The following is a 24,435-nucleotide window of genomic DNA, read 5'->3' as shown; positions in this document are numbered from 1 at the left end:
ATGATCGCCGCCAACCGCTCCGCGCCGTCGGAATCGAGCGCGTTCAGCGGTTCGTCGAGCAGCCACAGCGGCGCCCCGGAGGCGGCGACCCGCGCGAGTGTCGCCCGCTTCGCCTGCCCCGACGAGAGCAGCCGCACGGGGACTTTGGCGAGGTGCCCGATGCCGATCGCCTCCATCGCCTCGGCGGCCGCAACGTCCCAGAAAGCGAGTGCTCTGCCCAGCGGCAGCTCGCGGTCGAGCGCGAGCTTGTCGTCGGCGAGCGCTAACGGGCGCCGCCGTACGTCGCCTCGTTCGGCGCGGAGCAGGCCGGCGGCGAGGCGAATCAGACTCGACTTGCCGCTGCCGTTCGGCCCCATCACCTGCACTGCGTCGCCGTCGCCAAGCGCGAGGTCGAGTCCTTCGAACAGCAGGCGCCCGCCGCGGCGCAGCGCGACCTGATCGATCCGCAACAGGCCGGTCACTCCGCCTCGTCCTCGAGCGCGTGCATGTCGTCGTCGGAAAAGCCGAAATGATGGCCGACCTCGTGGATCACGATATGCGCGACGAGCTCGTCGAAGCTGACCGGCGTCGAGCGCCATTCGGCGAGGATCGGGCGGCTGTAGAGCGTGATCTTGTCGGGCAGCGTGCCAGACTGCTCGACGCTTCGATGGTTGAGCGGGATGCCCTGGTACAGGCCGCTGAGGTGCATCGGGTGATCGAGGCCGACACTGCGCGCGGTTTCGATATCGGCGACCGGCTCGACCAGCAGCACGACGTCGCCGAGGCTCTCGGCGAAAGGGGAGGGCAGCCGGTCGAGCGTCCGCCGCGCGATCGCTGCGATCTCCTCTTCGGTTGGTCTTCGACCGGCAAGGCGTTCTGACGGTGTCATCAGCGCTTGACCTAGGCACCGCCGTTACGCCCGGCAACCTTGCCCGCCCGGCGCTTGGCCCCTAGATGGGCGCCCTTCCAGGCTTTGGTTTGGTAATGCACCCGTCAGGGTGCGGCGGAGCGGTGGCCGAGTGGTCGAAGGCGCTCGCCTGGAAAGTGAGTATACGGCAAAACCGTATCGAGGGTTCGAATCCCTCCCGCTCCGCCATCACCCGTCCGACGCTGCTCGGGGGTGTTCATCAAACCTTTGATCTTAGAGGAAATTGTGTCTGAGCCGTTCGTAGCAGTTCGGCCGTGATCGTCCCAATTCACGTGCCGCTTTGGGGTTGCTTTTGGGGTTGCGGCGGACCGGCCGACCTGTTGGCCTGTGTCGTCGGTCTCTTTCAAACCTTCCGCACTGCTTCGTTAGCGGCGCAGCGCGCAGCGCGACAGCTCCTGAGCCACGTAAGCCACTGAGCCGGTAAACCACCGAGTAAGCTCATCCTGAGTTGCAGGGGCATGCAAATGCGGAGCTCCATATGGCCCCTGCTGCGCTATCCACCACGGCGCCGCACTTGCCAAATGCATTCGCTCGACGGTCAGCCGCGCGAGTTTATCAGCCAATGTCGGCTCCGCGACCAAGGCATCGAAATCCTCTATTTCGTGATCCCAATCAGGGTCAAATTCAGCGCGCTGGCTTAGCGTTGCTAAGCTTTCCAGTATGTCAAACTGCCAGTGGGGGTGACCTGCGCCCGGACTTTGGAAGCCGACGCCGCTACGATCCCAATCCCGCAATCCGGGCCACTCCAAGCGAAGCAGTTGAGGCTTCACAGGATCACCCACCTCGCCCACATGCACCGTTAGACTTGCCTGGCGAAACGCAAACGGTGATCGCCCAGTCTCGAGATCCCATATCTCCTGGTATCCCAGCCACGCCGAAAGATTTTCCGGCAGTTGCACGAGGCGAACGACGCTTGCCGAACCTCGGTTGCGCTCAATCCGTTCAACTTCCGGTCCTCGCAAGCCAGTCCAAACTCCGCTTGTCTGATAGTCGGCATCAATTGCGATGCGATGTGCAGTTGACGTCATGGTGCGCGTGAGCACATCACCGAGCCGCCGCCAACGTTGGTCGAGAACGGCTTTAGTTGCGCGGAGGCGGTGCCGCTCCAGCTCAGATGGCGGCAAAGTCGACACCACCATAGAGGTAAGACGTTACCTCATGCGCGCGACGTTCCCACTCTGACGAGGACAGCCGCACTTCGCGTCCGAGCTCCGCAAGTTCCGTCACCGCGCGACCTGTATCTGGCGCAAGCGACATGAGCTGAAGATCTGGCACTGGAACTGGCCCGACGTGGCGCGCACTCAAATCAAACTGCCCGCCGGCGACGTTCGGCGAGTAAAGACCGAGCAGTTTCACGAACGGAGGTGAATTACACAGCGCCACATATGCGGCCAGCAACTCCGTTTCATTCAGCAGCTCGTTCGGGTCTTCGTTCGAGCGCGCACTAGTAGCGGAGCGCGGTTTGAGCATCCAAACGTGACCCATCACCGCCAAATAGGTGCAGTTAAAATCGCCAACGAAGGCTCCTTCGGCGCCGAAGAATTTGGTGATGATGCGGGGTCGTTCGTGCACGCTCCATTCGCGAGGGTGCATCAACCCCCACCAATCAGATCTCCGCGACCGAACAATGGAGGCGCGCGATATAAGTCGCTGTCTGTAGGGTTCCAAATATTTCGCAAAGTATTGGGGAACCGCTCGCTTTACAGCCTCCTCGCTATCGAAGAGTGGGCCTTCGGGGGCATGTGGGAAGAAGAGCCAGTAAGGCTTAACAATGCGACCCTGCTGGATTGAATCGGTCATGGTCGCCCGGCGGAAAAAGCGACGTTCTTTCGTCGGAAGCGCCCCAACCTCCTCGGAGGTCAGCAATAAGGCATCATTCAACCCCGTTTGAATGCCTTGTGAAATATCAAACAGTTCCGCGACGCTTGGAAGTCCCGCTTGGGAAATCGCGCGAAGCACGCGCTCTGCGCTCGGCGTCGGCAGCCGCCAAGTTGGGCGCTCCCGCAGCGTGTGGGCGGCGACAGGAAACAAACTCCAGGTATCCTCCACGATGGTCGCTACGGCGGCGGTTTCGCTTTGGCGGCGTAACTGCCGGAGAGCGTCACTTGTCGCCTGCGGGTCGTTTTCTGTGATCAACGCGAGGACGTCTCCCGCAGAGGCATGACTTTTTGTGAAAACGGCCGCTGCGACTTGGACCATAGCATGCGAGAAGAGGCCAAAATCCCCGATAGAGGCAAGGAACCGTAGATCAGAGAGATCGAGCAGGCGCTCGCGCCACGCGGACGCCGCCTTAAGTGAGAGGAGGCTCGCAGGAAACAGTGTGCCCAGTGCGCCACCCGGCCTTAACGACTTCAATGCCCTGACGATGAACGCCATGCTCAGATCGCCACGAGCTGCTGTCGCCGTGCCGATCGCCTCGACCAGTTGCTGGCGCTGGAGCGCAGTTTGAGCCGCGAACCCGATAAAAGGCGGGTTCATGACAATAATGTCTGCGGCTGGAAGATCTTCGGTTAACGTGTCAGCGACGGACAGTTCGACGACGACACCCCCTTTGGGTTGCCAGTCGCGGACCGACGACCCGACCGAGAAGCGCGCCATTGAAATTGCCGCAGGCGAAATGTCGAAGCCGATCAGTCGGAGACGCCCTTCAAACTCTGTTCGTCGGAGAGCGCGCAGCGCCTCGTGAAGAAAAGCACCCGACCCGCACGCCGGATCGCAAATCACCAGCTCGTCACGCCCAGCAAGTGGCGCCGACAAGTTTGCTATGGCTCGCTCGATCAGGCTTCGTGCTAACGTTGCAGGAGTGAAGTGCGTCCCGCCCCGATTTGCCGGGGCGACGTCGGAACCCCCGACGAGTCCGAACAAGTCGAAATCGGTAGCTCCTCGAAGCAGTTCAAAGTGCGCCTCCTGAAACAGCTGCCCGCCCGCGTGACGGATAGCCAAGCCGGGGTGCAGGCGCAGCCACGACAAGGTTCCAGCCCCCTGGCCAACCTCATCGAGCGCAGCTTGGAAGCCTCGCTTGTCGAGTCGCGCTAAGAGGTCGGCCGCGTCTTCGGCCAAGCCAAACTCTTCGGGCGAGGCCGGGGAACTCCCAGTGAGCAATGTCGCAAGAGCAGCGGTGAAAACATCAGTTGCACGAAAATCGGGCAGGCCACTGGCATGAGCGAGTGAGCGAAGACGTCGAAAAAAGCTGAGCAGATGCTCAACGACGCTCCGGTTGGAACGAACCCGATCCTCAGTCAGAAAACCGTAGAAGCGGTCGAGGCTGCGCTCGATCCCTTGGCGCTCGAACACACGCGCCTCACTGGGGCGATCCCAGCGGAGCACTGCCACCTTGTCTTTCGTCACGGTGATGTGGTGCGGTACATCGCTCGACCAGATCCAATTCGCAGGATCAGTCCTTCGCCACAGCTCATCTTCGACTTCAGACATAGCAAAGGTGCCATGCATGCCATCAAGCAGCAGCGTGTGCTCGCCCACAGATGGCGCAGACTCGCTTTCAAATAACGGCGCGGTGGCTAGTCCAAAGTATTGAGCCCACTGGAGCGCATTGGCATTGATCATCGACCTACTCCAACCGCAGGAAAGAGAGGCAGTTGCGCCTCAGGCGGAAGCGCAAAATCATGTGCAATTACCCGAAGATGCCGTGCAAGTGAGACCGTCAACATTGCGTCGACGTCCGCGGAGGGGGAAGCTGTCAGAAGCGCGTGATTGCAATCTGGAAACTGAGCGAACGCGCGCCACAGAATTGGAAAGGGCCGGCCGTCAACGAGTGTTCGAAATTCGCGGATCGCACCTCGCCAGGCCCCCACTTCGAGCCCAAAACGGTGATGCAATTCGTTAAGCAGGCGCACGGCCAATACGGTCTGCCACGAATACAGCGCATGGCGTCCGCGGCCAGCGCCAGGCACATCAGGTGACAGGATATCTCTTCGTGCACACCACTCCCGCAGCTGGTGTCCCGTAACACCGGCTAGACGGGCGGCATCAGATGCTTGCATCAGTTGCATTCATGAGGGGTAACATACCCGTTATGAATTACAATTCCTTCCTCGCGTTGTCTGGGCGGTGGCCCGCAGCTGGTGTCGGTGCGGTGACGTAATTCGCCCATACGTTGATCAGCTCGCGGCGCTTCTCTAACGCGTCGCCGCGACGGTAGGCGCGCTCGACCTCGCTGCCGACTGCGTGGGAGAGCGCCTGCTCTACAATCTCGCGGGGGAACTGTAGCTGGGTGTCGCCGGCCCAATCACGGAAGGCCGAGCGGAAACCGTGCACCGTAACGCTGTCGATGTTCATTCGGCGAAGGAGCATCAACATCGCCATATTGGAAAGCGGCTTTCCGGGCTTGCTGCCAGGGAACAGGTAGTCGTCGGGCTTTCTCTCTCCTTCGAGTCCCTCCAACAGCGCCAGAGCAGCTGAGCTTAGGGGCACGCGGTGCTCCTTGCCCTCCTTCATGCGACTTCCAGGAATTATCCAAAGGGCATTCTCCAGATCGAACTCCTTCCAAGTCGCACCAAGCGTTTCGCCCGTGCGGGCTGCCGTAAGAATGGTGAAGCGAAGCGCATCGGCTGACGTCGCCTGAAGCTTGGTCAGGCGCGAATAGAACTCCGACACATTATCGTAAGGCATTGCATCATGGTGCTTGACGTCTGACTTCTGCGCGGGGAGCCAGTGCTCCAGACCTCCTCGCCACTGGGCAGGGTTCTCTCCGGCGCGAAGCTTGCGCCACTTGGCCGCGTTCAGAACTCGCTCAATGCGCGCTCGAACACGACGAGCCGTCTCGGGCCTCGTCATCCAAATGGGTTTCAGGATCGCTAGAATGTCGTTCTCGTCGACCTCAGCGATTGGCTTATCCCAGATCGGGGCCGCGTAGGTCTCAAGCGTTGAGCGCCACTGCTTGCGGTGCTTCTCGTTCTTCCAACCGCTCTCTTGGCTGCTGATAAACTCAAGGGCGACTGGGCCAAACGTCTGGGCGGCAGCATCCTTGCTCGCGCGTCCCCACACTTCCTGCGGGTCGAGGCCCTCTTGGCGGAGGCGCAATGCCTCGTCTCGCTTTACTCGGGCGTCTGCCAGGGTGACGGCCGAGACGGGGCCAAGACCCAGCTCTCGGCGCTTCCCATTGATATTAATGATCAGACACCAGGATTTCGCGCCCCCTTCACGGACCACCAAGTAGAGACCATTGCCGTCGGCATGGCGCCCTGGCTGTCGCAGCGTCTGGACGGTCCTGGCGCTGAGTCGGTTAATCGCGCGCGCCACGATTATGCCGCGAGCTTGCGCTCGAGCATCGCAGCAAGATCGCGGTGACGGATCAGGGTGCGCGCACCCACCTTCACGCGCGGGAGCTCGCCCTGCTTGATCAGCTCGTAGATGGTAGTCCGGCCGAGCCCGGATGCGGCGGCCGCCTCGTTTATAGTGTACGCAATCTTCTCGCTCACGTTGTTCTCCTGTGTTTCGTGAGCTCTCCAAATGAAGGCGAAGGTTGGGGCCGTCGATAGCCTCCGGCTACCGAGCCTAGGTTTCGTTGTTCGTTTCCACGCGACGCTGCTCCTCGGCCACTGCGTCAAGGACTGCTTCGCAAAGGCGGCGGACCAGCGCATTGGGGAGGGCGCTCTCCGGCATCGACTCCCATGACGGCGCGGCCTCATCGGGATCCCAGCCGAGAATCTGGCAAGTGCTGGTCGTCTCCTGGATTTCGCCGAGCGAGTTCAGCCCCTCAGAGGCATAGATCACACGTGCCGGCATAGTGCGGCAGTTATTGCCGCAGCGCATCTCGAGCGCGAACGGGATGGCGCCCGTGTAGAGCGGTGCACGGGAAGGCAGCTGCCTCGCTACCTCCTTGACCCTCGGCCCTGGATCGAGCGCGGCATCAAGGTCGATCTCCAAGGCACGGCAGATAGCCTTAAGCTTGGTGCGATGTAGGCGCGACGACGTCACGCGCAGGACGATTTCGTCCCTCAAATAATCGGGGATCATAAGGTCTCCAGTGATGAAGGAGTGGCGCCCACGTGGGCGTTACCATTGATGTCAGGCGCGCTCGCCGATGAGTTCGCGCGTTTCCTCGATCAGGTCGCTCAGGTCTTCGATCACGAGGCGGCGATGCTCAGCTTCTGCGTCGAGCCCTTCGAGTTGGCCCTCGAACAGCAACTCCAACTTGGCCAGTAGGGCGCTGAATGATGGTGCCGGCGTGTCCAGGACGTCTTCCTCCTGGTCGGCAATGGCTCGCTCGAGCGCCTCACGATCCTGCGGCTGACACTGGTCCAGCTTCAGGTTCAGCTTGTTGAGCTTCTGAATTGAAATCTTCCACGCACGTGCGCGGGCAGTATGGGTGGTGTCAGCCACGACTCGATCCTCCTATGATCGGTTGTTGGTCAGAGCCGGGTGGGATTGCCGTCCCGCTCGGCTCGTCTGGGCTATGAGTCACGCGGACTCCGGGGTCAAGGCCGACCGAACATCGAAACCTAGCTATGCACGAAAAAGTGTCATTTTGGGGCGGCTTGGCAATTGCTGGGGTGCCGATTGTCTAATTGTCTAGCTGTCTACCTTCTCTGAAGTAGAGAAGAGAAAAGATAGAGACAGAAGAACCCACCCGCCGGCTATGCAAAGCGAGTGGGTTCTTGGATCGAGCCTAGACAGTCAGACGCTTAGACACGCGAGCGGCTTCGCTTGCCAAGAGGTGGAGAACCTCGACCGGAGTGAGCGGCTGTTCAGGGCGAACCATCACTGGCGTCGGGAGGTACGCGGGCCACTCGCTGATGTGGCAAATGCAGATCGGCAGACCATGCCAGCACGCGAACATCCCCTCGCCGCGGGCGTATTCCTCGCCACGCGCGACAGGGCCAGCGGCCTCCCAGTACGCTGCATTGCGAACGGCCCAAAGGCTTGCGCGCGTCGGGATCAAGCTGAAGAACTCGCCGCTCCAGCGGCCGGGCACGCGCTGCTGAGAGAAGGAGATCGCGCCGAACGCCTTAAGAGCGTCCGCAAGCTTCGCCTTCGACTTCCCGCGCATGGAGCTGCCGAGCTGCGCTTCCACTTCCGCAAGCGTGACGACGTCGCGGTTGAACACGCCCCAACGCTCGTCGATCGCCAGCGCCAAATCCTTGACCAGATCCTCGCGGCCGTCCGCAATCAGCGCGCGCTTTGCGTCCGTCATCGGAGGATGGGCGTATGGCTTGAAGCCCTCCAGATCGACGGTCTCGAGATAGGCGCGGATCACGCCCAAGTTCGACTGCCACCACGCGGCGAACGACGTGTAGTAGCCTTCGTCACGTGGGACAGCGGGGCTGTCGATGAAGAAGATGCGGCGATCCGCGTCCTCGATGATGAGCGGGGTCTTGAGGTTCGTCAGGATGACGAAGGTCGCAAGGTTCGGCCAGTGGCGGACCGGCATATATTTCTCGTTTACCGGCACTACATCTGCGGTGATGAGATCCTTCAAGCGGTTGTAGCCCATCGGCCCAACGCCCCAGTTGAGCTCTTCCAGCACGACGAGCAGCGTCTGCTTGATGAACCCCTGGAACTGGCTGGAGACCTCTTCGGTCGTGGTCTTGCGAACGTTGTGGCGGCCGAGAAGCTCCGACCAGATCTCGGTCAGCATGGACTTGCCGACCCCTTGGTGTTCGCTGCGCAGAAGAAGCGCGTGGCGCAGCTTCTGGCCCGGGTTGCGAACCGTCCAGGCGATCATCTTGAGCAGGTGGTCGCGTTCTTCCGCGTTGGGCACGAGATAGGAGACGAAGTCCTCGAAGCGGCTCCAGTCTCCCGTCTCAGGAACGATGTCCGAAGGGCGGAAGGTGTTCAGCCAATCCAAGCCGTGCTGCTGGAGGAAGCCTTGCGGATCGTCGGGGCGATAGACGATGTCGAAGACGCAGGTGACGAGCTCAAGCTTGAGCAAGACCGTCGCGACCTTGCCCTTCACGACATGCGCGAACGTGTTGTTGAACGCCGCCACATCCAGGTGCTGGCCGCTCTCGGGATGATAGAAGGCGTTCGGCTTGCTCAGGAAGACCCACTCGCGAGCGATGGCAATTAACTCCGAGGGCGAAGATGAACCGGCCTTCCAGGCGCTCTCGAGCGTGCGCGCCGTCTCCTGTGCCTCAAGTCCGATGTTGAGCGCCGTGACCTTCAGTGCATCGGCGAACTGCGGCCATTCGCAATCAGCTGCCGCTACGTCCGCGGCTAGTCGCGCCGCAACGCGGAACAGCGTGTCGTTGCGCTCGCCCTCGGTGGCCGCGGAAAGTTCCTTGCGAGCGAAAGCGAGCTCGCGCTTGAGGAAGCGATCGAACTTCCCCCCAGTCAATGCAAGCGGCTGTTCCGACACCGCACCCACATCTGCGATGCGCTCGCTCTTCGTCTCCAACAGGTTAAGGAGTGATGCCGGAAGCTCCGCGAACGGAACTTCGGCGGGCGAGACAATCCACTCGTAGCGAACCCCGCTCGGGTGGATCGAACCGGGCCCGACGACGTAGCCGCCGTCTCCGCGCAAATCCAGCTTGGCGCCACCGAGGCGAACGCTGTTGCGGATTTCGTATGCGGGGCGGCGGAAATAGTAGTGGAGCCCGCGTGCCGTCTGCACTGTCGGCGTGATGGGCAGATCCAGGGCGTCGACCACTTCCTGCGCTTCGGGGCTGTCGACGTCGAGAACGACAATCCCGCTCGGGGCGCCGCAGACGATGCCTATTCCGCAATTGCCGCCGTCCCAGATCTCAAGCTCGTCTTGGGTAGGAGCGCGGTCCTGGAACTGCTTCCAAGCGATCGCCGGGGTCTTCTCGCTTGGCTTTACGGGGAACACACGCAGCCCGGCCGCTGATGCGTCGCGGAAGCGCGTGGGGTTGAGTTCGTGTTCGATGTTCAAGATCTTCTCTTTCGTTTTTCTTGTTGATCGGCCCGATTGAGCCGTTGCCCAGTTGATGGACCACGCTGCGCCGCGAAAGGTCTTTCGCGCGTCGAAACTAGGCTTAGGTGTCGATTTAGAGGGCCGGCCCCAGCGCCGAAATTTCGGCCCGGAGCTCCCTGGGTCGGACCTATATATAAGCGCGACCCAGTGAGTTCGCTCAGTCGGCTAGTTGGCGCGATCGCAAGCGGCAACGACCGTCGGGGGATTAGCTAGAAGAGCTTCAGGTGGGATGAGCCAGGAAGGTAGGTCCTGTATCTCGAAGTCGTCAGGCGATGCCTCCCAGTAGACGAGGCGGCCGTCATCATAGATTGAACCCGGGAGAGTTACGTGCGCACCCGTGCTGAGCAGGCGGACACCGCGTCGGAGCTCGGTGATCGGCTGCGCGAGCTCGGGCCCACAGAACAGGTAGCAACGCGAGCGGCGACAGAGCCACTGAGGCGTGCATGGAAGATCCTGCTCGTCCAACCAGTGCTGCGCCGAGCGCGACGTCACCTCAAGCACGGTAACGCCACTCACCGAACCACAGAGTAGCCCGACGTTGAAGTCGGAGCGGTCCCAGTGCTCGACGTCAGCATCCTTGATGGCGCCGCAATCGTACAGGCAGTGTAGTTCGAAGTCGGTGTCAAGGCGCTCGTCCGAGTACGGCACCAACGGGATTACGCTGTCGTCGAATATCTGCATGGGCCACCAGAAACGGTTCTGAGGTTGTCGCGGAGCGGGTGGCAGGTAGTCGTCTAAGTTCAACTTAAGAACTCCTTTTACAATAGCGCCCGCACGAGCGCGGGCCCGCGCGAGATGCACGCGCCGAGCCCGACCGGGAACCCGCTCCAGACATCGAGCCTAGGCTTCGTGTTCGATTATCCCGACGGGACTAGCGAGAGGCCGTCGGCGATTATTGTCTGTCGAGTTCAAAACGCTTCGAATGACGGGAAGCGCCAGCTCCTAGGCCGTTCACCGCCCGGTGGGAGGGTACCACGCTTATAATCAGGGGTATGGGGCTCTTCTCCCACTGACCATGCCACACAGCCCGTAATTCAAATTTTCAGATTCCGGAACGCCTTGCCAGAGGCAGTAGCGACCGCCATTGATGCTGTGCCGAAGAGCGGGGGGTATGGCGTTCCAGCGTTGCATTGACGGGCTTTCACCATGTCGCGTCTGACGGAGCTTATCAGTCAGGCCAAGGCGAAGGACCGCCAGCTTGGCGAGGATCTGGAACGCGAGTTTGCGGCACTGTCGTCCAGGCGCGCCTTTGGCCTGAACTTCGAGCGGCATCGCCCCGAGGCAGTCGAACTGCCTCAACGACCTGTCCGAAGAGGGGACAAGGTCCGGGTCCTGCCGGAGCGGGGATCGACAAAATCCGGCGACCAGCGGCTCTGGCTCGTCCGCGACATCGGTGGTGACACAACCGCAGAGCTTGAGCTGCTTGCGTCCGACCAGGCCGAGACCAGGCACGTCCCAATCGATGATCTCGTGGTCGTGGCCGAGTTCCGGGATTTCATCTATCCGGGGCTGGTCAGTACCGGAAAGGTCGAACGGGGCGGCGAGAAGCCTTTCCACACGGTGATCAACGGCGAGAACTATCACGCGCTAAGGGCGCTGACCTACACCCATGCCGGCAAGGTCGACGCGATCTACATCGATCCGCCCTACAATAGCGGCGCGCGCGACTGGAAATACAATAACGACTACGTCGAGGCAGACGACCTCTATCGCCACAGTAAGTGGCTAGCCTTCATAGAGCGGCGGCTGAAGTTGGCTCGCGAGCTGTTAAACCCTGCTGACTCGGTGTTGATCGTCACTATCGACGAGAAGGAATATCTCCGTCTTGGATTGCTCCTAGAGCAGACCTTCCCCGATGCTCGGATTCAAAAGATCAGTAGCGTCATCAGCCAAAAGGGCTCGGCGCGAACTGGCGAGTTCTCAAGGTGCGATGAATTCATCTTCTTTGTTCAGTTTGGCTCGGCGATGCCAGTGCCGCAGGAAACGGACATGCTGCATCACCGACGGACAAACGTTGGAGATGAGGTCGAGTGGGGGCGACTAACGAGAAATGGCGCGAATGGTCGACGCACCGCCCGGCCCAACTTATTTTATCCGATCTTCTTCAACCTCGACGGATCGCTGCACTCTATCGGAACCCCCCTCGCAGCAAATGCAAGCCGATCCTCAGTTGTTGCTCCGGCAGGCACTCTGCCCGTGTTCCCCACGGCCACTAATGGAACGGAAATGTCTTGGGCCCTGAGCCACGATCGGCTGGCGGAGTATGTCGAAAATGACTTCGTCAAGTTCGGCCAGCTGCGCCCCAATGCCCCGCAACCGGTGCGGGTTTATTACCTCACCGATGGATACGTCCGGGCCGCGCGTGAGGGACGTATTACTCGCGTGCCAGGGCCAGTGACTCGCTGGGTGCACGAAGACGCGAAAGGCATGAAGCCTCTCACTGTGTGGAATATGGCTTCGCACAATGCGGCCGAAGGAGGGACCAATCTTCTAAAAAAGCTCCTTCCGGACCGCCGTTTTCCATTCCCAAAGAGCTTGTACGCTGTCGAAGACGCGCTCCGATTCTTTGTCAAAACAAAACCGGACGCGATCGTCCTCGACTTCTTCGCCGGGTCTGGAACGACTGCCCATGCCGTGATGCGGTTAAACAAGCAGGACGGAGGTCATCGGCAATCAATTTCTGTGACTAATAACGAAGTCGGCGCAGACGAGCATAAGAAGCTTCGCGAGCAGGGCCTTCGCGCGGGCGATGGCGATTGGGAACAATGGGGGATCTGCGACCACATTACGAAGCCGCGAATTGCAGCTGCAATTACCGGCAAGACTCCGCAGGGCGGGCTGATTGGGGGCGACTATAGGTTCGCCGATCAGTTCGCGATGTCCGACGGGTTCGAGGAAAATGCCGAGTTCTTCACGCTCACCTACGAAACCCCGGTAGCTGTTTCGCACAACCTCGCATTCGGACGAGTTGCGCCGCTGCTCTGGATGCGTGCAGGCAGCCAGGGCGAGCGGATCGACAGTCTGCCTGAAGAGGGCTGGCGCGTGGCAGACAGTTACGGGCTGCTCACCGACCTCGATGAAGCTCGATCATTCTGCCAAGCCGTTGCGAACGCTGACCATTTGCGGATCGCATATATCGTCACTGACGATGAGAGGCGGTTCCAATCTGTGGTGCGACGCCTGCCTGAGCACGTCGAGGCGGTACGTCTGTACGAGTCCTACGTGTCGAACTTCCGCTTCCTGAGCGGAGGCGACGAATGAAGTTCACACTCAAAGACTACCAGGAAGACGCGCTTGCGGACGTGCTCGATAGGCTCCGTAAGGCTCGACGTCGCTGGCACGAGGACAAGGACAGGCACGCCTTTTCCCTGACTGCCGTGACGGGCGCGGGTAAAACGGTGATTGCCGCGGCTGCCTTCGAAGCTTTGTTCCACGGCAATGAGGACCTTGAGTTCGATCCAGATCCAGGGGCTGTCGTGATCTGGTTCAGCGATGATCCCTCGCTCAACGAACAGACCCGCTTTCGCCTCAGCGAGGCATCGGACCGGCTCAACCCGAGCGATCTCGTTGTCGTGGGCAGCACTTTCAGCCGAGACAAATTCCAGGCAGGCAAGATTTACTTCCTGAACACGCAGAAGCTGGGAAAGAAGAGCCTGCTGGTCCGGGGAGATGAGGCTGCGGACGAGAGCTCCGAGGTGTTCCCGGAAATGCGCCCCGACCTTCGGCCCCAAACGATCTGGGACACCATTCAGAACACAATCGATGACGATCGGCTGACGTTGTACCTGGTGCTGGACGAGGCGCATCGCGGCATGGGGGGCAGCGGGTCGTCGCAAGACAAGGCGACGATCGTAAAACGGCTGATCAACGGCAAGGGCGCCGTGCCACCTATCCCCATCGTTTGGGGCATCTCGGCTACGGTTGACCGGTTCAATAAAGCGATGGCGGGGGCAGAAGGACGCAGCACACTGCCCAACGTCGTCGTCGACCCTGAAAAGGTTCAGGAGTCGGGCTTGCTCAAAGACACGATCGTCCTCGACGTGCCGGACGAGGAAGGGCATTTCGACACGGTTCTCGTCCGGCGGGCTACGGACAAGATCATCGAAAGCAGTGTTGCCTGGGCGCAATACGCGACTCAGGAAAGTGATCCAGAGCCTGTGCTCCCCCTGCTGGTCCTGCAGGTTCGGAACACGCCGGATCACAACGACATCGGGCGCGCGATCGACACGGTCGTTGAGCGGTGGTCCGATCTTCCAGCTGGCTCAATTGCGCATGTTTTTGGTGAGCACACGAGCCAGACCTTCGGGCGGCACGAAGTGCCTTATATCTCGCCCGAACGAGTCCAGGATGAAACTTGGGTTCGGGTGCTCATCGCAAAGGACGCGATCAGCACGGGGTGGGATTGTCCGCGCGCTGAGGTCATGGTGTCGTTCCGGCCGGCGCAGGACCCAACGCACATCACGCAGTTGCTAGGGCGTATGGTGCGGACGCCCCTGGCGAGGCGCGTTCCTGGGAATGATCGGCTCAATTCAGTCGACTGCCTTCTCCCCTTCTTCGACGAAAAAGCGGTCAAGAAGGTCGCTGATACGCTGATGCGCGGCGGTGGCGACAGCGAAGAGAAGCTGCCTGGTCGCCGGGTTCTCATCAATCCGCGCGAAATGCTTCCGAACCCTGCGGTGTCGGAGAAGATCTGGGACAAGTTCCTATCATTGCCTTCACAATCGCCGCCGCAGCGTGTGGCGAAGCCAATCAAGCGTCTGACTGCGCTCGCGCACGAACTCGCCGTCGACGGGCTGCTGGCTGATGCAGGCAAGAAGGCCCATGCCGAGATGCACAAGGTGCTGGATGCGGCACAGGCTCGATATGCCGAGGAGGTCGCCACAGCCCGGAAGTCCGTTCTGGCGGTCGAGGGCCTCGCGCTCAGAGCAGACCTTCGGTCCGGAGAGGCGACCTTCGAACACTTCGTCGAGACAGCCGATTACGTCGTGATCGAAGAAGCCTACCGCAGGGCAGCGCGCGAGTTCAGCGCGGACGTGGCGAGAACTTACGCCGATTATCTGGCCAGCAAGGATGACCAGCTCGACGAGGAAGAGCGGCTAATCAACGCACACGTCGCCATTGCGGCGTTGGGGCTTGTACCCGAGGTCAGGAAGTACCTTGAGGCGGAAGCGGACAAGTTAACGAAGCAGTGGTTCGAGAAGTATCGCGTCGAGATCAAGTCGTTATCTGACGAGCGGCAGGACCAGTACCGCGAAATCCGTCGGATGAGCTCCCAGCCTCAGGACATTGACCTGGCGCGGCCGAGATCCTGGCTCGAACCAACCACCGTCCGCTCCCCCGATGGCACAGAAACTCCGATAGCCACGTTCGAGGGCCACCTTCTCTGCGATGAGTCCGGCAAATTCCCAATCGAGTTCGGAAGCAGCTGGGAACGCGACGTTCTCGAGAGCGAGATGGCGCGCGAGGGTTTCGTCGGCTGGTATCGCAACCCCGCCCGTTCCAGCCAGGAGTCCCTGGCGATCGCCTTCGATGTCGGTGGCTCGTACCGGCTCTTGCGGCCAGATTTCTTGTTCTTCGCGCAGCTGCCTGACGGCTCCATCGCCGCGGATATTGTGGACCCACATGGCACGCACCTGAGCGATGCGTTACCGAAACTGAAGGCACTTGCGCGGTATGCGGAAAAGCACCCCAACACATATCGGCGGATCGAATCGATCGCGAAAGTCGGCGATCAACTGCGACTGCTTGACCTAACCGACCCGAACACGCGCGAAACCGTAGCGTCGGCCCTGAACGCAGCTGAATTGTATCGGGGAAGTAGTGCCGGCCCCTATCCGTGATGGAAATTGGCCGATCCGATATAGCTGCCGTCTCCGGGGCATTCTCCGCGTCATCGGCGAAACCGGCGGAAATGTTGGATGCTGCGTTCCAAGCCGAGCTAGAACTCGCGGCCACAGCCACTGCGAAGGGCAGCCAGGCGTATGAAAGCCTGAAGAACCTCAGTGAAGTTATTGGCGGGGAATATGGTGAACGCGTCCTCTACGAGCTCATCCAGAATGCCCATGACGCACACGAGGAAGGCAGCGAAGGCCAAATTCTTGTCAGGCTTGTCGTCGAAACCCCGGACCGTGGAGACCTGTATGTGGCCAACGGAGGTCGAGGTTTCGAATGGGCGAACGTCCAAGCTCTGCGCAACATTGCGGTTTCAAGCAAGACAGTTGGCGAGGGCATCGGCAACAAGGGGTTGGGCTTTCGAAGCGTTGAAACGTTAACTGACGATCCGCGGATCTATTCGCAAGCCATAGCCCGAAAAGCTGAGCGGTTTGATGGTTTCTGCTTCCGCTTCGCCCGACAGAATGAAATTCTCCAGCGTGCCGCGTCGATCACCACTCCAGAGATTGCGGCCGCGGTCGCGGAAACACTTCCTCGTTATCTGGCTTCGACACCGATTGAACGCCAGGAGGCGGTCATCCGGTCCTTCGCCGCCCAGGGATTTGCAACTTGCGTGCATGTTCCTCTTCGTCGGGCTCAAGCAATCAGCGCAGCCGAAGAGCAAATCGATGCGCTCATAAATTCGAGAGCGCCGCTTCTCTTGTTTCTTGATCGGCTGTCTAAAATCGTCATCGAGATCGAACGTAGCGGCCAGACCAAGAGAAAGACGCTCAGGCGCAGACCGGTTGAGCGGCTGCTCCCCGCATCAGCGAGCACGTATGAAATCGTCACGCTAGAACCTGGCGCTGGCAGATACCTGGTGGTCAAATCGGCCGTAGATCGCGAGCCGCTCTTAGCTGCGGTGGAAGACAGCGTTGATCAGGAGCCGCAACTGGCCAGATGGAGGAAGTGGCAGGGCACGCCGTTCGTGGCTGTCGGAATTCCTCTCAGTTCATCACAGGCGCACGAAGGGGTGGCCTACAACTTCCTGCCGATGTCGCTCGATCGGCCCTCGCCGATGCTCGGACATATTGATGCGCCCTTCTACGCGAGCATAAATCGAAAGGAAGCCGATTACGCCCTTCCACTCAATGCCTTCTTGCTCGATGCGGTTGCGAAATGCGCAGCGACGGCGGCGTTAGAGCTTAGACCCTTAGCGGATAAGATCGGCCGCGCAGCTATCTTCGATTTGGCAGCTTGGGATCCCGACGACACTGACCGACTATCGCTTGCCTGGGACGCACTAGGTCAAGAATGGGAGTCGGTCGAAGTTGTCCCCGCTGCAGGTGGAGGCGACAGATGGTCGACGATTTTCAATAGCTGGATATGGGAGGAAGAAGGGCTCCGGCTTCTGAGAGTACGTCGCCTAGTGAAAGCAGGCGTGGGGGACATAGCCGATCCTAAACTTGGACTAACTCGACTTGAAAGACTTTCTGCACTTATCTCGGCTGCCGGTGTTGCGTCCGCGCCTGATGATTCAAGGTTAGCTGAGTGGACAGAGTTGGTCGCAGCGTCCCTGCATTCCGACAAGGCGAGCCCCAAAACTTGGTCCACGTTTTACCAGGAAGTTCAGGAGTGCATTGGCACTGTAAGTGGCCTCAAGCAGCTCCAAGGCCGCCAGTTCTTCATTGGTCGTGATGGCGAGCTCCACGCCGCTGCGGAGCAGGGTCAAGGCAGCAAGCCGTTGTTTCTCCGAGATGCCGCTCGGGGCAGACGGACTGGCCGTGATCGAGTGGCCTTACCGCCCTCTAGCATCAGCAGGAAATTCGCGTTCGTAGATGATGCGGTGGAGTTTCCAACTAAGCTTGTTGATGACTTTGTCGCGGCTGGTCTAGTTCGGCGCTACGATCCACTCGAGATTCTCGAGAACGTACATTCGCTCTTCGGCGACAAGCCCGCTCCAGGCAGACGAGAAGATGTGCTTCGCTGGGCTTTCGACGTTTGGCGGAGCGAAGGCACGCGAGCCGAGCCCGCGTTAGCAAAGGCCGATATCCGTGTTGAATCCCAGTCCGGATGGAAGCCGGCCTCTCACCTGCGATTTTCCGCACGCTGGACTTCTGAAGGTCAGAAACTTGCCGTCTACCTCGCGGAGGCTGCGCCTTTTTCGCCGGACTGTACGGAGGCGGCCGGACTGCTCTTGCCGGACTTTCCGCCGTGGGCGCCTCAAGAGGAAGACAAGCGGAAAGATTGGATCAGTTTCCTAAGGCTCTTGGGCGTCCGTGACGGCCTTCCGCTCTTGGCTGACACCGGAGCTCCAAAGGAGGGCAGCCCTGCAAACCTGTGGAACTTCTTCCGGCTTAACGTCAATTCGAAGACGGGTAGAACCCAGCAATGGACGGAGATGGCTTACGCCGTTGACCTGCCGAATCCGTACACCGACTATCAGCGTCGTGGCGAGCTCTGGCGCCTTCCGGGCCAAGTAGAGCACGAACAGTTGCCGATCGAAGCCAGACATCGGCTTTGCGAACTCATCCTTGCTCTCCTGGCACAGCCCGATGCAAGTTGGCGGTACTGGAAGTTGGGTCGTTACGATCGATGGTCGCAGAACATAAATGAACGGCAATTGCCCACGCCAGCGGCAGCTTTCCTAAGAACAGCCAAGTGGTTGCCGGTCGATAGCGAAGACTCCTGTTTCGAACGTCCCGGTCGACTTTGGTCGATGCAAGGACGACGCCAGCGCCCGCCGAAATTCGTGCCTCGGTTACCTGACCGACTTTCCGATTTCATCGCCGAGAATGACCGTCTTCGGGACCGCATGTATGGCCGGTCGATTGGGCTTCGCGATTGGGCGGCCCCTGCTGAGTCCTTGGCGAGACTCGCTCAACTGGCTGCCGTGGCGGACCAACTGGAAACCTCCAATCGCGCTGAATTTCGAAGATCGTACCTCGCGGCTTGGACTCAGCTGCTTGAATCCCCCACTGCGCTACCTCGTAACTTCGACATCGCGGTCCAAATCGGTGGTGCCTATGAACGCCGTGCGGCGGTCGACGATGAGATGGTCGTCGTCTATTTATCCGGCAATTTGCAGTCCGCCGAGGCTCGAGCTGCTTCGTCGGCGAACCTGCCAATCTTAGAATTGGAGCATGAAGAGCAGGTCGATAAGGCCGTTGCACTGTTAGCAGATACGGGACGCTATGATGCACGTCCGATCGACCATGGCGGCGTCCAGGTTATCGTAGACGGAGCACCATTCGCACCGTCCTACGAGGACCCATTGCTAGCCTCGGGCGAGCTCGAGTGGCTGGTTGACGCAGCAATACTGGCTAAGGAGGTGGGGGGTCGTCGCACCTTTGAAGACGCAATCCCAAGCGGCGTAATAACAGAAAAACTGGCGAAGGTCAGACTGCGATTTGCTCGCGATGTCAGGCTTGCGATCAGTGGGTCAGAAAGCGGCGATGCACTTCAATTCTATGGCTACCGTGACCCGAACCTTCCAACGTTGATCATCGGTGACGGCCGAGCTTTGGATGTTGAAACCTTGGCAGAAGGCGCTGCCACTCTTCAACAGTTGCTGGACGGCCGGTTCCGATCATTCGAGACTCTGCTTGTAAAGCTCGCCTTGTGGAGCTCTCCGCACGACCCGTTCGAACGGCCGACGGATCAAGCCTTCGCAAAAGCCTTGGGATGCAAGATCGAAACGGTCCGTGATTTCCTAGCAGAACGGCAGGGTGACAACCGTCAGCTTGTTGCGCGGTTGGTGCCAGTGGTTGCTTATTATTCTGGCGTGGAGGTCGCTAAGGACTTCGAGGCCCGCCTTGCGGAGATCCATGGCCAAGAGGCGATTCAAGCTGCTTTGGCTCAGAACACGGAAATACCTCTGCCTGCGGACGAACTGTTGGCGATCGCAAATGCTGCTTCGGATCTTAATGAGATGCGGAAGCGCCTCGGCCTCGAATTTCGATTGTTGAATGAGGTTCTCGTTCAGCTTGGCGCTGCTCCACTGTCGAATGAGGCCGAACTCCGGCGATTGTTCGATGTATGGAAAAGCGACCTGAAGCCAACGGCCGTCGACCGCTTGAGGCGTCATTTCTGGAAATCCTTCGAGGACGGCGAATCCGTAGAAGAATATGTGAACCTTCGGACACTCGATTTCGTGATCTTTCCGGACGAATGGGCACTGGGCCTTGAAACCGTCAGCCGAAAGGATGTTGCCGATCTAATCGATCTGGAGCTGGAAACGCGCCTTGGCCCGGACCTCGACATCAAGATCCCAGCTCTTGCCGAGACGGCCAAGCGAAGCCAGCGGCAGCTCAAGGATTATTGCGACGGAGCAGCTGAAATAGTTGCAGCATGGTGCCATGTGCACAACGTTGCTTCCGGAGCATGGGTCGAGGGAACGGCCGAGCTTTTGAAGCGCGTCGATCAGCAGGGCCTTTTTGATTTTGCACTCATTGCCGAAGGAGGAGAAATCTCAGTCCTTAACCGTGCGAATCTTTGGCCTGCTGGCATGCCGCTATGCTTGGAGCTCAGTGCACTTGGGCTCGACCCAGAAGACCTCGACGGCGCCCGACAACGAGCGCGAGAAAAAGAAGAAGAAGCGTCGCGCAAACGTAGAACGATCATCTTCGCAGGTGAGGATCTCGACACTGCATCTCCCCATTTTGCCGCCCAATTCATGGACCTTGCCCAAGCCAGCCTTGGCGACGATGCTTGGCTGAAGCGATCCAAGAGACGTCCAAAACTGATGCTTCAAGCCGACGGGAAATCAGGTGATCGGTCCCGTGGCGGAAAGGGTGGCAAGAAGGGTCGCGTTGAACGTCTTTCCGAAGACATTAAAGCGGCAATGGGATTCGCGAGTGAATTGCTCGCCGCACGGTATCTGGCTGACAAGCATAAGCAGCTCTTCAACGACGAATGCTGGGTTTCCGGAAACCGCCGCCTCGGGCTCTTGCGAGGCAACGGCGATGATTCCCTCGGCTATGATTTTGAAGTCAATCTAGTTGAGGGGAGCTGGAAATATGAAGTGAAGTCGAGTCTTGATGACAGTTTTGAGTTTGAATGGACGCAGAACGAGATGCGCGTTGCAGCCAGTCTCGCGAGCGATGGCAAGCATCGATATCGAATCTTGTATGTTCCGTTTGTCTTCGATCCCTCGCGTTGGCGTGTCATGGAGCTTCCGAACCCTCTGAGCGACAAGGGGAGACACCTATTTAAGACCATCGGTTCGGGTTCAACTCGATTGAAATTCCAGACCGAATAATGGGTGCCTGGCGTGAATACTGACTGCGCGAGCCCAATTCCGATCCGACAGGGCGGGTGCTCCCGCTTGGTTCGTTGTCGCAGGTGTCCACCATGCCTTAGAGCGGCCCGGCGATATTGGTCAGCCGCCGCGGCTAACCAAATTCGGATCGCCTCGTCGAAGGGTTGTCGCTCGTGGGTGGGGACCTGCACCTTCCGACCTGAGGTGCAGGAAACGTTGTCAGCGGTTGCGGTAACCTCTTGTGTCACAGCAAAGAGAGACTGGGAGCAGTTGGCACCCCATGAGCGGACAGTCTTTCTTCGGCGGGCCGCACTCTATGAAGTGCAAAAATATTGGAAGCGGTTGAGGCGTGCCGGCGCTTCATTCAAGTACCTTGTGACCTTCGAGGAGGATCAGGCGGGCAGGCCGCACATGCATTGCCTACTCCATGAAACCGATCCCGATCACCCGGCACGAAAAAGGGATTTCGAGGAGGCATGGGGCCTGGGTTTCACCAAATTTAGGCTGCTTCGGCTGACCGCCGATGGGGACCTTCCTTACAGAGCAATTGCCTATGTCGCGAAATCGCTTGCATTGCAGCACGATACGCGGTTGTGCGCGTCCACGGACTATCGCCCGGAACGACAGTTCCGTCAGACCGACCGTCCGCGGCAGCTCAAACTCACCCTCAGCTAGAACGCGACTTTGGGGCTAAATTTAGGGTCAGCCCATACATAGTCGCTAAAACCTCGTGTCCCGAACTGCTTAGCCGCAACGTTAGGAGTCCTCCCGCTCCGCCATTCTTTGCCGCAGGTTGGAAGAACCGCAGTAATTTGCGGTCGAACCGCTTCCATAGTCGACCGTTCGGGAGAAGCTTTGCTCAACCTTCTTCGGCATGGCTGGCGCACGCCCGCGCGATCGCGGCCTCCAGCTTGTGCGGCGTGAAGGGTTTGAGCATCACTTCGATGCCTTCGGGCCGGTCCTTGATCGCTTCGGCATCGGCATAGCCGGTGATGATGAGGGCGGGGACGTCGTGGCACAGCTCCCGCGCCTTCCGCAGGAAATCGGTGCCGGAAAGATGCGGCATCGCATAGTCGCTGATCATCAGGTCGTAATCGCAGTCGCCGCTCTTCAGCGCCTCGATCGCCTCGGCGCCGCTCGCCGCCTCGACGACGCTGTGCCCGAGGTCCTCGAGAACTGCCGCCGTGGTGCAGCGGACCTCGGCATGGTCGTCGACCAGCAGCACGCGCAACTTGCGGGACAGCGGCCGCGGACCATCCGTCCCGGCTTCCACCTTTGGAGACCGCGCGTGGGCCGGAGCCCGCGGAAGCCACAGCTCCGCGTTGGTCCCATGCCCAAGCTCGCTCGCCAGCCGGAACGCGCCGCCGGATTGTTTGGCAAAGCCATAGACCATGCTGAGCCCCAGCCCGCTGCCTTTCCCGACATCCTTGGTCGTGAAGAACGGCTCCATCACCTTGTCGAGGTCTTCGGGCGAAATTCCGGTGCCCTCGTCGGTCACCGCGAGCCGGACGTATTCGCCGGCGGCGAGACCAGGCAGCACCTCGTCCGACACCTGCCGGTTGTCGGCCGCGATCGTCAGCGTGCCTCCGCCGGGCATGGCGTCGCGGCCGTTGATGATCAGGTTCAGAAGCGCGAGCTCGAGCTGGGCCTGATCGGCAAAGGCGCTCCACACATCCTCTGCCACGCGCCACTCGATGGTCACCAGCCCGCCGAGCGTGTGGATCAGGAGGTCGGAAACCGCCTCGCGCAGGGACGCGATCTCGACGGCATGCGGCTCGAGCTTCTGGCGCCGGGCGAAGGCGAGCAGCCGCCTGACCAGCTCGCTGCCTTGCTCCGCGGCGCGCTTGGTCATCGTCAGGATCCGGCGCTGCTCGTCGCCGAGTTCGGCGCGCTTCTCGATGAGCGTGAGGCCGCCGATCACGGCGGCGAGCAGGTTGTTGAAATCGTGCGCGATCCCGCCCGTCAGCTTGCCGATCGCATCCATCTTCTGGGCCTGGATCAATTGGCTCTCGAGCGATCGTTGCTCGCTGATGTCGGTCAGCGTCCCGGCGAATTCCACCGGGCGCCGGTCCGCGTCCCTGAGCAGCACGGCCTGGTCGAGGAAATGCTTGTAGCTGCCGTCGGCGCATTGCCAGCGATACTCGATCGAGGAGCGTCCGGTCTTCCGCCGTGCCTCGATCGCGGCAAGCACGCGGTTGCGGTCGTCGGGGTGAAGCCGGTCGGCCCAGATCGTGGGACTCTCGGCGATCTCGTCGTAGCGGAAACCGGTGATCGCCTCGAGGTCGCCGCTCACGTAGTTGGGGAGGCGCGGATGCGCGTCATAGGGCTCGAGATAGAGCACCATCGGCAGCGACTGGATGATCGCCGCCTGCCGCTGCTCGGCCCGGCGCAGCTCCTGTTCGGCACGCAGTCGCTCGGCATTGGCGCGCAGGTTGGCGTCGAGCAGCGCCTGCTCCTGCCTTGCCTTGCGCTCGATCTCCCGGGACTTTTCGAACAGGTCGACGAACACCGCGACCTTGGAGCGCAGGATGACCGGGTCGACCGGCTTGAACACATAATCGACCGCGCCCATCGAATAGCCGCGCAACTGGTGCTCCGCCTCCTTGTTGACGGCGGACAGGAAGAGGATCGGGATTCCCTTGGTCTGTTCGCGGCCGCGGATGATCTGGGCCGCCTCGTACCCATCCATCCCGGGCATGTAGACATCTAGCAGGATGACGGCGAACTCGCCCTTGAGCAGGTGACGCAGCGCCTCTTCGCCCGAGCGCGCCGACACCACTTCCCCGAGGTCCTCGAGCACGGTGGCGACCGCCAGGAGGTTGCGCTCGTCGTCGTCGACGAGGAGCACGCGCGCGCGCTCGGCCTCGATCGGCTTGGCTGCCTCCTGGTCCGGCGCGAGGGCGGCCGGGAATTCTCCTGCCGGGCCGTTCATCGGCCTACTCCGCTGCCTCCAGCGGAACCGGCGGCGCGTGCGCCGCCGCGGCTTCGCGCGACCGCGCCACCCACACGCGCAGCAGGGCGAGCAACAGCTCGATGTCGACCGGCTTGGCGATATAGTCGGACGCGCCCGCATCAAGGCACTTCTGACGGTCGCCCTTCATCGCCTTGGCGGTCACCGCGATCAGCGGCACGGCGGCAAGTGCGGCCCGCTCGCGGACCTGATGCATGGTTTCATAGCCGTCCATGTCTGGCATCATGATGTCGATCAGCGCGACATCGATGTCCGGCGTTTGCTCGAGGATCAGAATCCCGTCTTTCCCCCTCTCTGCGTGGAGAACTTCCACATCGTGGCTCTCCAGAACGCTGGTGAGCGAGAAGATGTTGCGGATGTCGTCGTCGACGATGAGCACTTTCGCGCCGGCAAGCTCGGGGACGCGGCGCGCTGCAGGCGGCGCGCCTTCCGCGGCCTTGGCCTTGCGGTAGACGAGGCCCGCCTCGAACAGGTCGAGGAACAGTGCCTGCTCGTGACCGTAATAAGCCGGATCGCAGGTCGCGAGTTCGCGG

The 24,435-nt window shown here is 60.5% G+C and carries 17 protein-coding genes and 1 tRNA gene; 5 read left to right on the top strand and 13 right to left on the bottom strand.

Annotated elements, in window-relative coordinates:
• Positions 1–461: ABC transporter ATP-binding protein (locus GH737_RS03965; RefSeq protein ID WP_196232972.1), on the bottom strand; the 461-nt coding region annotated here is incomplete at its 3' end.
• A complete protein-coding gene (locus GH737_RS03960) occupies positions 458–868 on the bottom strand; it encodes a metallopeptidase family protein (protein WP_155263562.1) in 411 nt (136 codons plus the stop codon). The genes GH737_RS03960 and GH737_RS03965, both read right to left, overlap by 4 nt.
• A 116-nt stretch (positions 869–984) precedes the next feature.
• Between GH737_RS03960 and GH737_RS03955 the strand changes: the two genes are divergently transcribed.
• Positions 985–1,075: transfer RNA gene (locus GH737_RS03955), tRNA-Ser, on the top strand.
• A gap of 197 nt (positions 1,076–1,272) precedes the next feature.
• Here the strand turns inward: GH737_RS03955 and GH737_RS03950 are convergent.
• The 9 genes from GH737_RS03950 to GH737_RS03915 all read right to left on the bottom strand — a co-directional run bounded on the left by GH737_RS03950 (position 1,273) and on the right by GH737_RS03915 (position 10,544).
• Positions 1,273–2,040 (bottom strand): hypothetical protein, encoded by a 768-nt coding sequence (locus GH737_RS03950; protein WP_196232971.1) that lies wholly within the window; start codon positions 2,038–2,040, stop codon positions 1,273–1,275.
• The gene (locus GH737_RS03945; protein WP_155263560.1) at positions 2,018–4,471 is read right to left on the bottom strand and encodes an N-6 DNA methylase; all 2,454 of its coding nucleotides are present in this window, start codon (positions 4,469–4,471) and stop codon (positions 2,018–2,020) included. Before GH737_RS03945 ends, GH737_RS03950 begins: the two co-directional genes overlap by 23 nt.
• Positions 4,468–4,908, bottom strand: coding sequence for a MerR family transcriptional regulator (locus tag GH737_RS16070; RefSeq protein ID WP_420853416.1), 441 nt, complete (start codon positions 4,906–4,908; stop codon positions 4,468–4,470). The genes GH737_RS03945 and GH737_RS16070 overlap by 4 nt, the downstream gene beginning before the upstream one ends.
• A 37-nt stretch (positions 4,909–4,945) precedes the next feature.
• A complete protein-coding gene (locus GH737_RS03935; protein WP_155263558.1) occupies positions 4,946–6,166 on the bottom strand; it encodes a tyrosine-type recombinase/integrase in 1,221 nt (406 codons plus the stop codon).
• Positions 6,167–6,168: 2 nt separating this feature from the next.
• Entirely contained in the window at positions 6,169–6,345 is a 177-nt protein-coding gene (locus GH737_RS15710) for a helix-turn-helix domain-containing protein (RefSeq protein ID WP_230558614.1), read from the bottom strand.
• A 76-nt stretch (positions 6,346–6,421) separates the two neighbouring features.
• Positions 6,422–6,883, bottom strand: a complete 462-nt coding sequence (locus tag GH737_RS15130; protein ID WP_196232970.1) for a hypothetical protein — start codon at positions 6,881–6,883, stop codon at positions 6,422–6,424.
• A 51-nt stretch (positions 6,884–6,934) separates the two neighbouring features.
• Complete coding sequence (locus GH737_RS03925; protein WP_155263556.1) at positions 6,935–7,249, bottom strand: hypothetical protein; 315 nt, start codon at positions 7,247–7,249, stop codon at positions 6,935–6,937.
• A gap of 286 nt (positions 7,250–7,535) precedes the next feature.
• Entirely contained in the window at positions 7,536–9,758 is a 2,223-nt protein-coding gene (locus GH737_RS03920) for a bifunctional DNA primase/polymerase (protein ID WP_196232969.1), read from the bottom strand.
• 207 nt (positions 9,759–9,965) lie between these two features.
• Positions 9,966–10,544 (bottom strand): bifunctional DNA primase/polymerase, encoded by a 579-nt coding sequence (locus tag GH737_RS03915; protein ID WP_155263554.1) that lies wholly within the window; start codon positions 10,542–10,544, stop codon positions 9,966–9,968.
• Between the two features lie 402 nt (positions 10,545–10,946).
• Between GH737_RS03915 and GH737_RS03910 the strand changes: the two genes are divergently transcribed.
• The 4 genes from GH737_RS03910 to GH737_RS03895 all read left to right on the top strand — a co-directional run bounded on the left by GH737_RS03910 (position 10,947) and on the right by GH737_RS03895 (position 21,606).
• Positions 10,947–13,061, top strand: coding sequence for a site-specific DNA-methyltransferase (locus GH737_RS03910; protein WP_155263553.1), 2,115 nt, complete (start codon positions 10,947–10,949; stop codon positions 13,059–13,061).
• The gene (locus GH737_RS03905; RefSeq protein ID WP_155263552.1) at positions 13,058–15,640 is read left to right on the top strand and encodes a DEAD/DEAH box helicase; all 2,583 of its coding nucleotides are present in this window, start codon (positions 13,058–13,060) and stop codon (positions 15,638–15,640) included. Before GH737_RS03910 ends, GH737_RS03905 begins: the two co-directional genes overlap by 4 nt.
• A gap of 71 nt (positions 15,641–15,711) precedes the next feature.
• Positions 15,712–20,931, top strand: a complete 5,220-nt coding sequence (locus GH737_RS03900) for a sacsin N-terminal ATP-binding-like domain-containing protein (protein WP_196232968.1) — start codon at positions 15,712–15,714, stop codon at positions 20,929–20,931.
• Positions 20,932–21,252: 321 nt separating this feature from the next.
• Positions 21,253–21,606, top strand: a complete 354-nt coding sequence (locus tag GH737_RS03895) for a rolling circle replication-associated protein (RefSeq protein WP_230558613.1) — start codon at positions 21,253–21,255, stop codon at positions 21,604–21,606.
• A 184-nt stretch (positions 21,607–21,790) separates the two neighbouring features.
• Here the strand turns inward: GH737_RS03895 and GH737_RS03890 are convergent, their stop codons facing one another.
• On the bottom strand, positions 21,791–23,863 hold the full coding sequence (locus tag GH737_RS03890; protein WP_155263549.1) for a response regulator: 2,073 nt from the start codon (positions 23,861–23,863) through the stop codon (positions 21,791–21,793).
• A 4-nt stretch (positions 23,864–23,867) separates the two neighbouring features.
• On the bottom strand, positions 23,868–24,435 hold a 568-nt coding region (locus tag GH737_RS03885; protein ID WP_155263548.1), incomplete at its 5' end, for a response regulator.

It is taken from the genome of Sphingomonas segetis (assembly GCF_009720245.1).
GTDB classification, from domain to species: Bacteria; Pseudomonadota; Alphaproteobacteria; order Sphingomonadales; family Sphingomonadaceae; genus Sphingomicrobium; species Sphingomicrobium segetis.
Note: the sequence above shows the minus strand (reverse complement) of the source record. Positions and strands in the feature narration are given on the sequence as shown.

What these genes read in the sequence shown, in the direction of transcription:
- GH737_RS03960 (WP_155263562.1), bottom strand. Translation starts at nt 868, where the DNA reads ATGACACCGTCAGAACGCCTTGCCGGTCGAAGACCAACCGAAGAGGAG.
- GH737_RS03945 (WP_155263560.1), bottom strand. Translation starts at nt 4,471, where the DNA reads ATGATCAATGCCAATGCGCTCCAGTGGGCTCAATACTTTGGACTAGCC.
- GH737_RS16070 (WP_420853416.1), bottom strand. Translation starts at nt 4,908, where the DNA reads ATGCAAGCATCTGATGCCGCCCGTCTAGCCGGTGTTACGGGACACCAG.
- GH737_RS15130 (WP_196232970.1), bottom strand. Translation starts at nt 6,883, where the DNA reads ATGATCCCCGATTATTTGAGGGACGAAATCGTCCTGCGCGTGACGTCG.
- GH737_RS03910 (WP_155263553.1), top strand. Translation starts at nt 10,947, where the DNA reads ATGTCGCGTCTGACGGAGCTTATCAGTCAGGCCAAGGCGAAGGACCGC.
- GH737_RS03905 (WP_155263552.1), top strand. Translation starts at nt 13,058, where the DNA reads ATGAAGTTCACACTCAAAGACTACCAGGAAGACGCGCTTGCGGACGTG.
- GH737_RS03900 (WP_196232968.1), top strand. Translation starts at nt 15,712, where the DNA reads ATGTTGGATGCTGCGTTCCAAGCCGAGCTAGAACTCGCGGCCACAGCC.
- GH737_RS03890 (WP_155263549.1), bottom strand. Translation starts at nt 23,863, where the DNA reads ATGAACGGCCCGGCAGGAGAATTCCCGGCCGCCCTCGCGCCGGACCAG.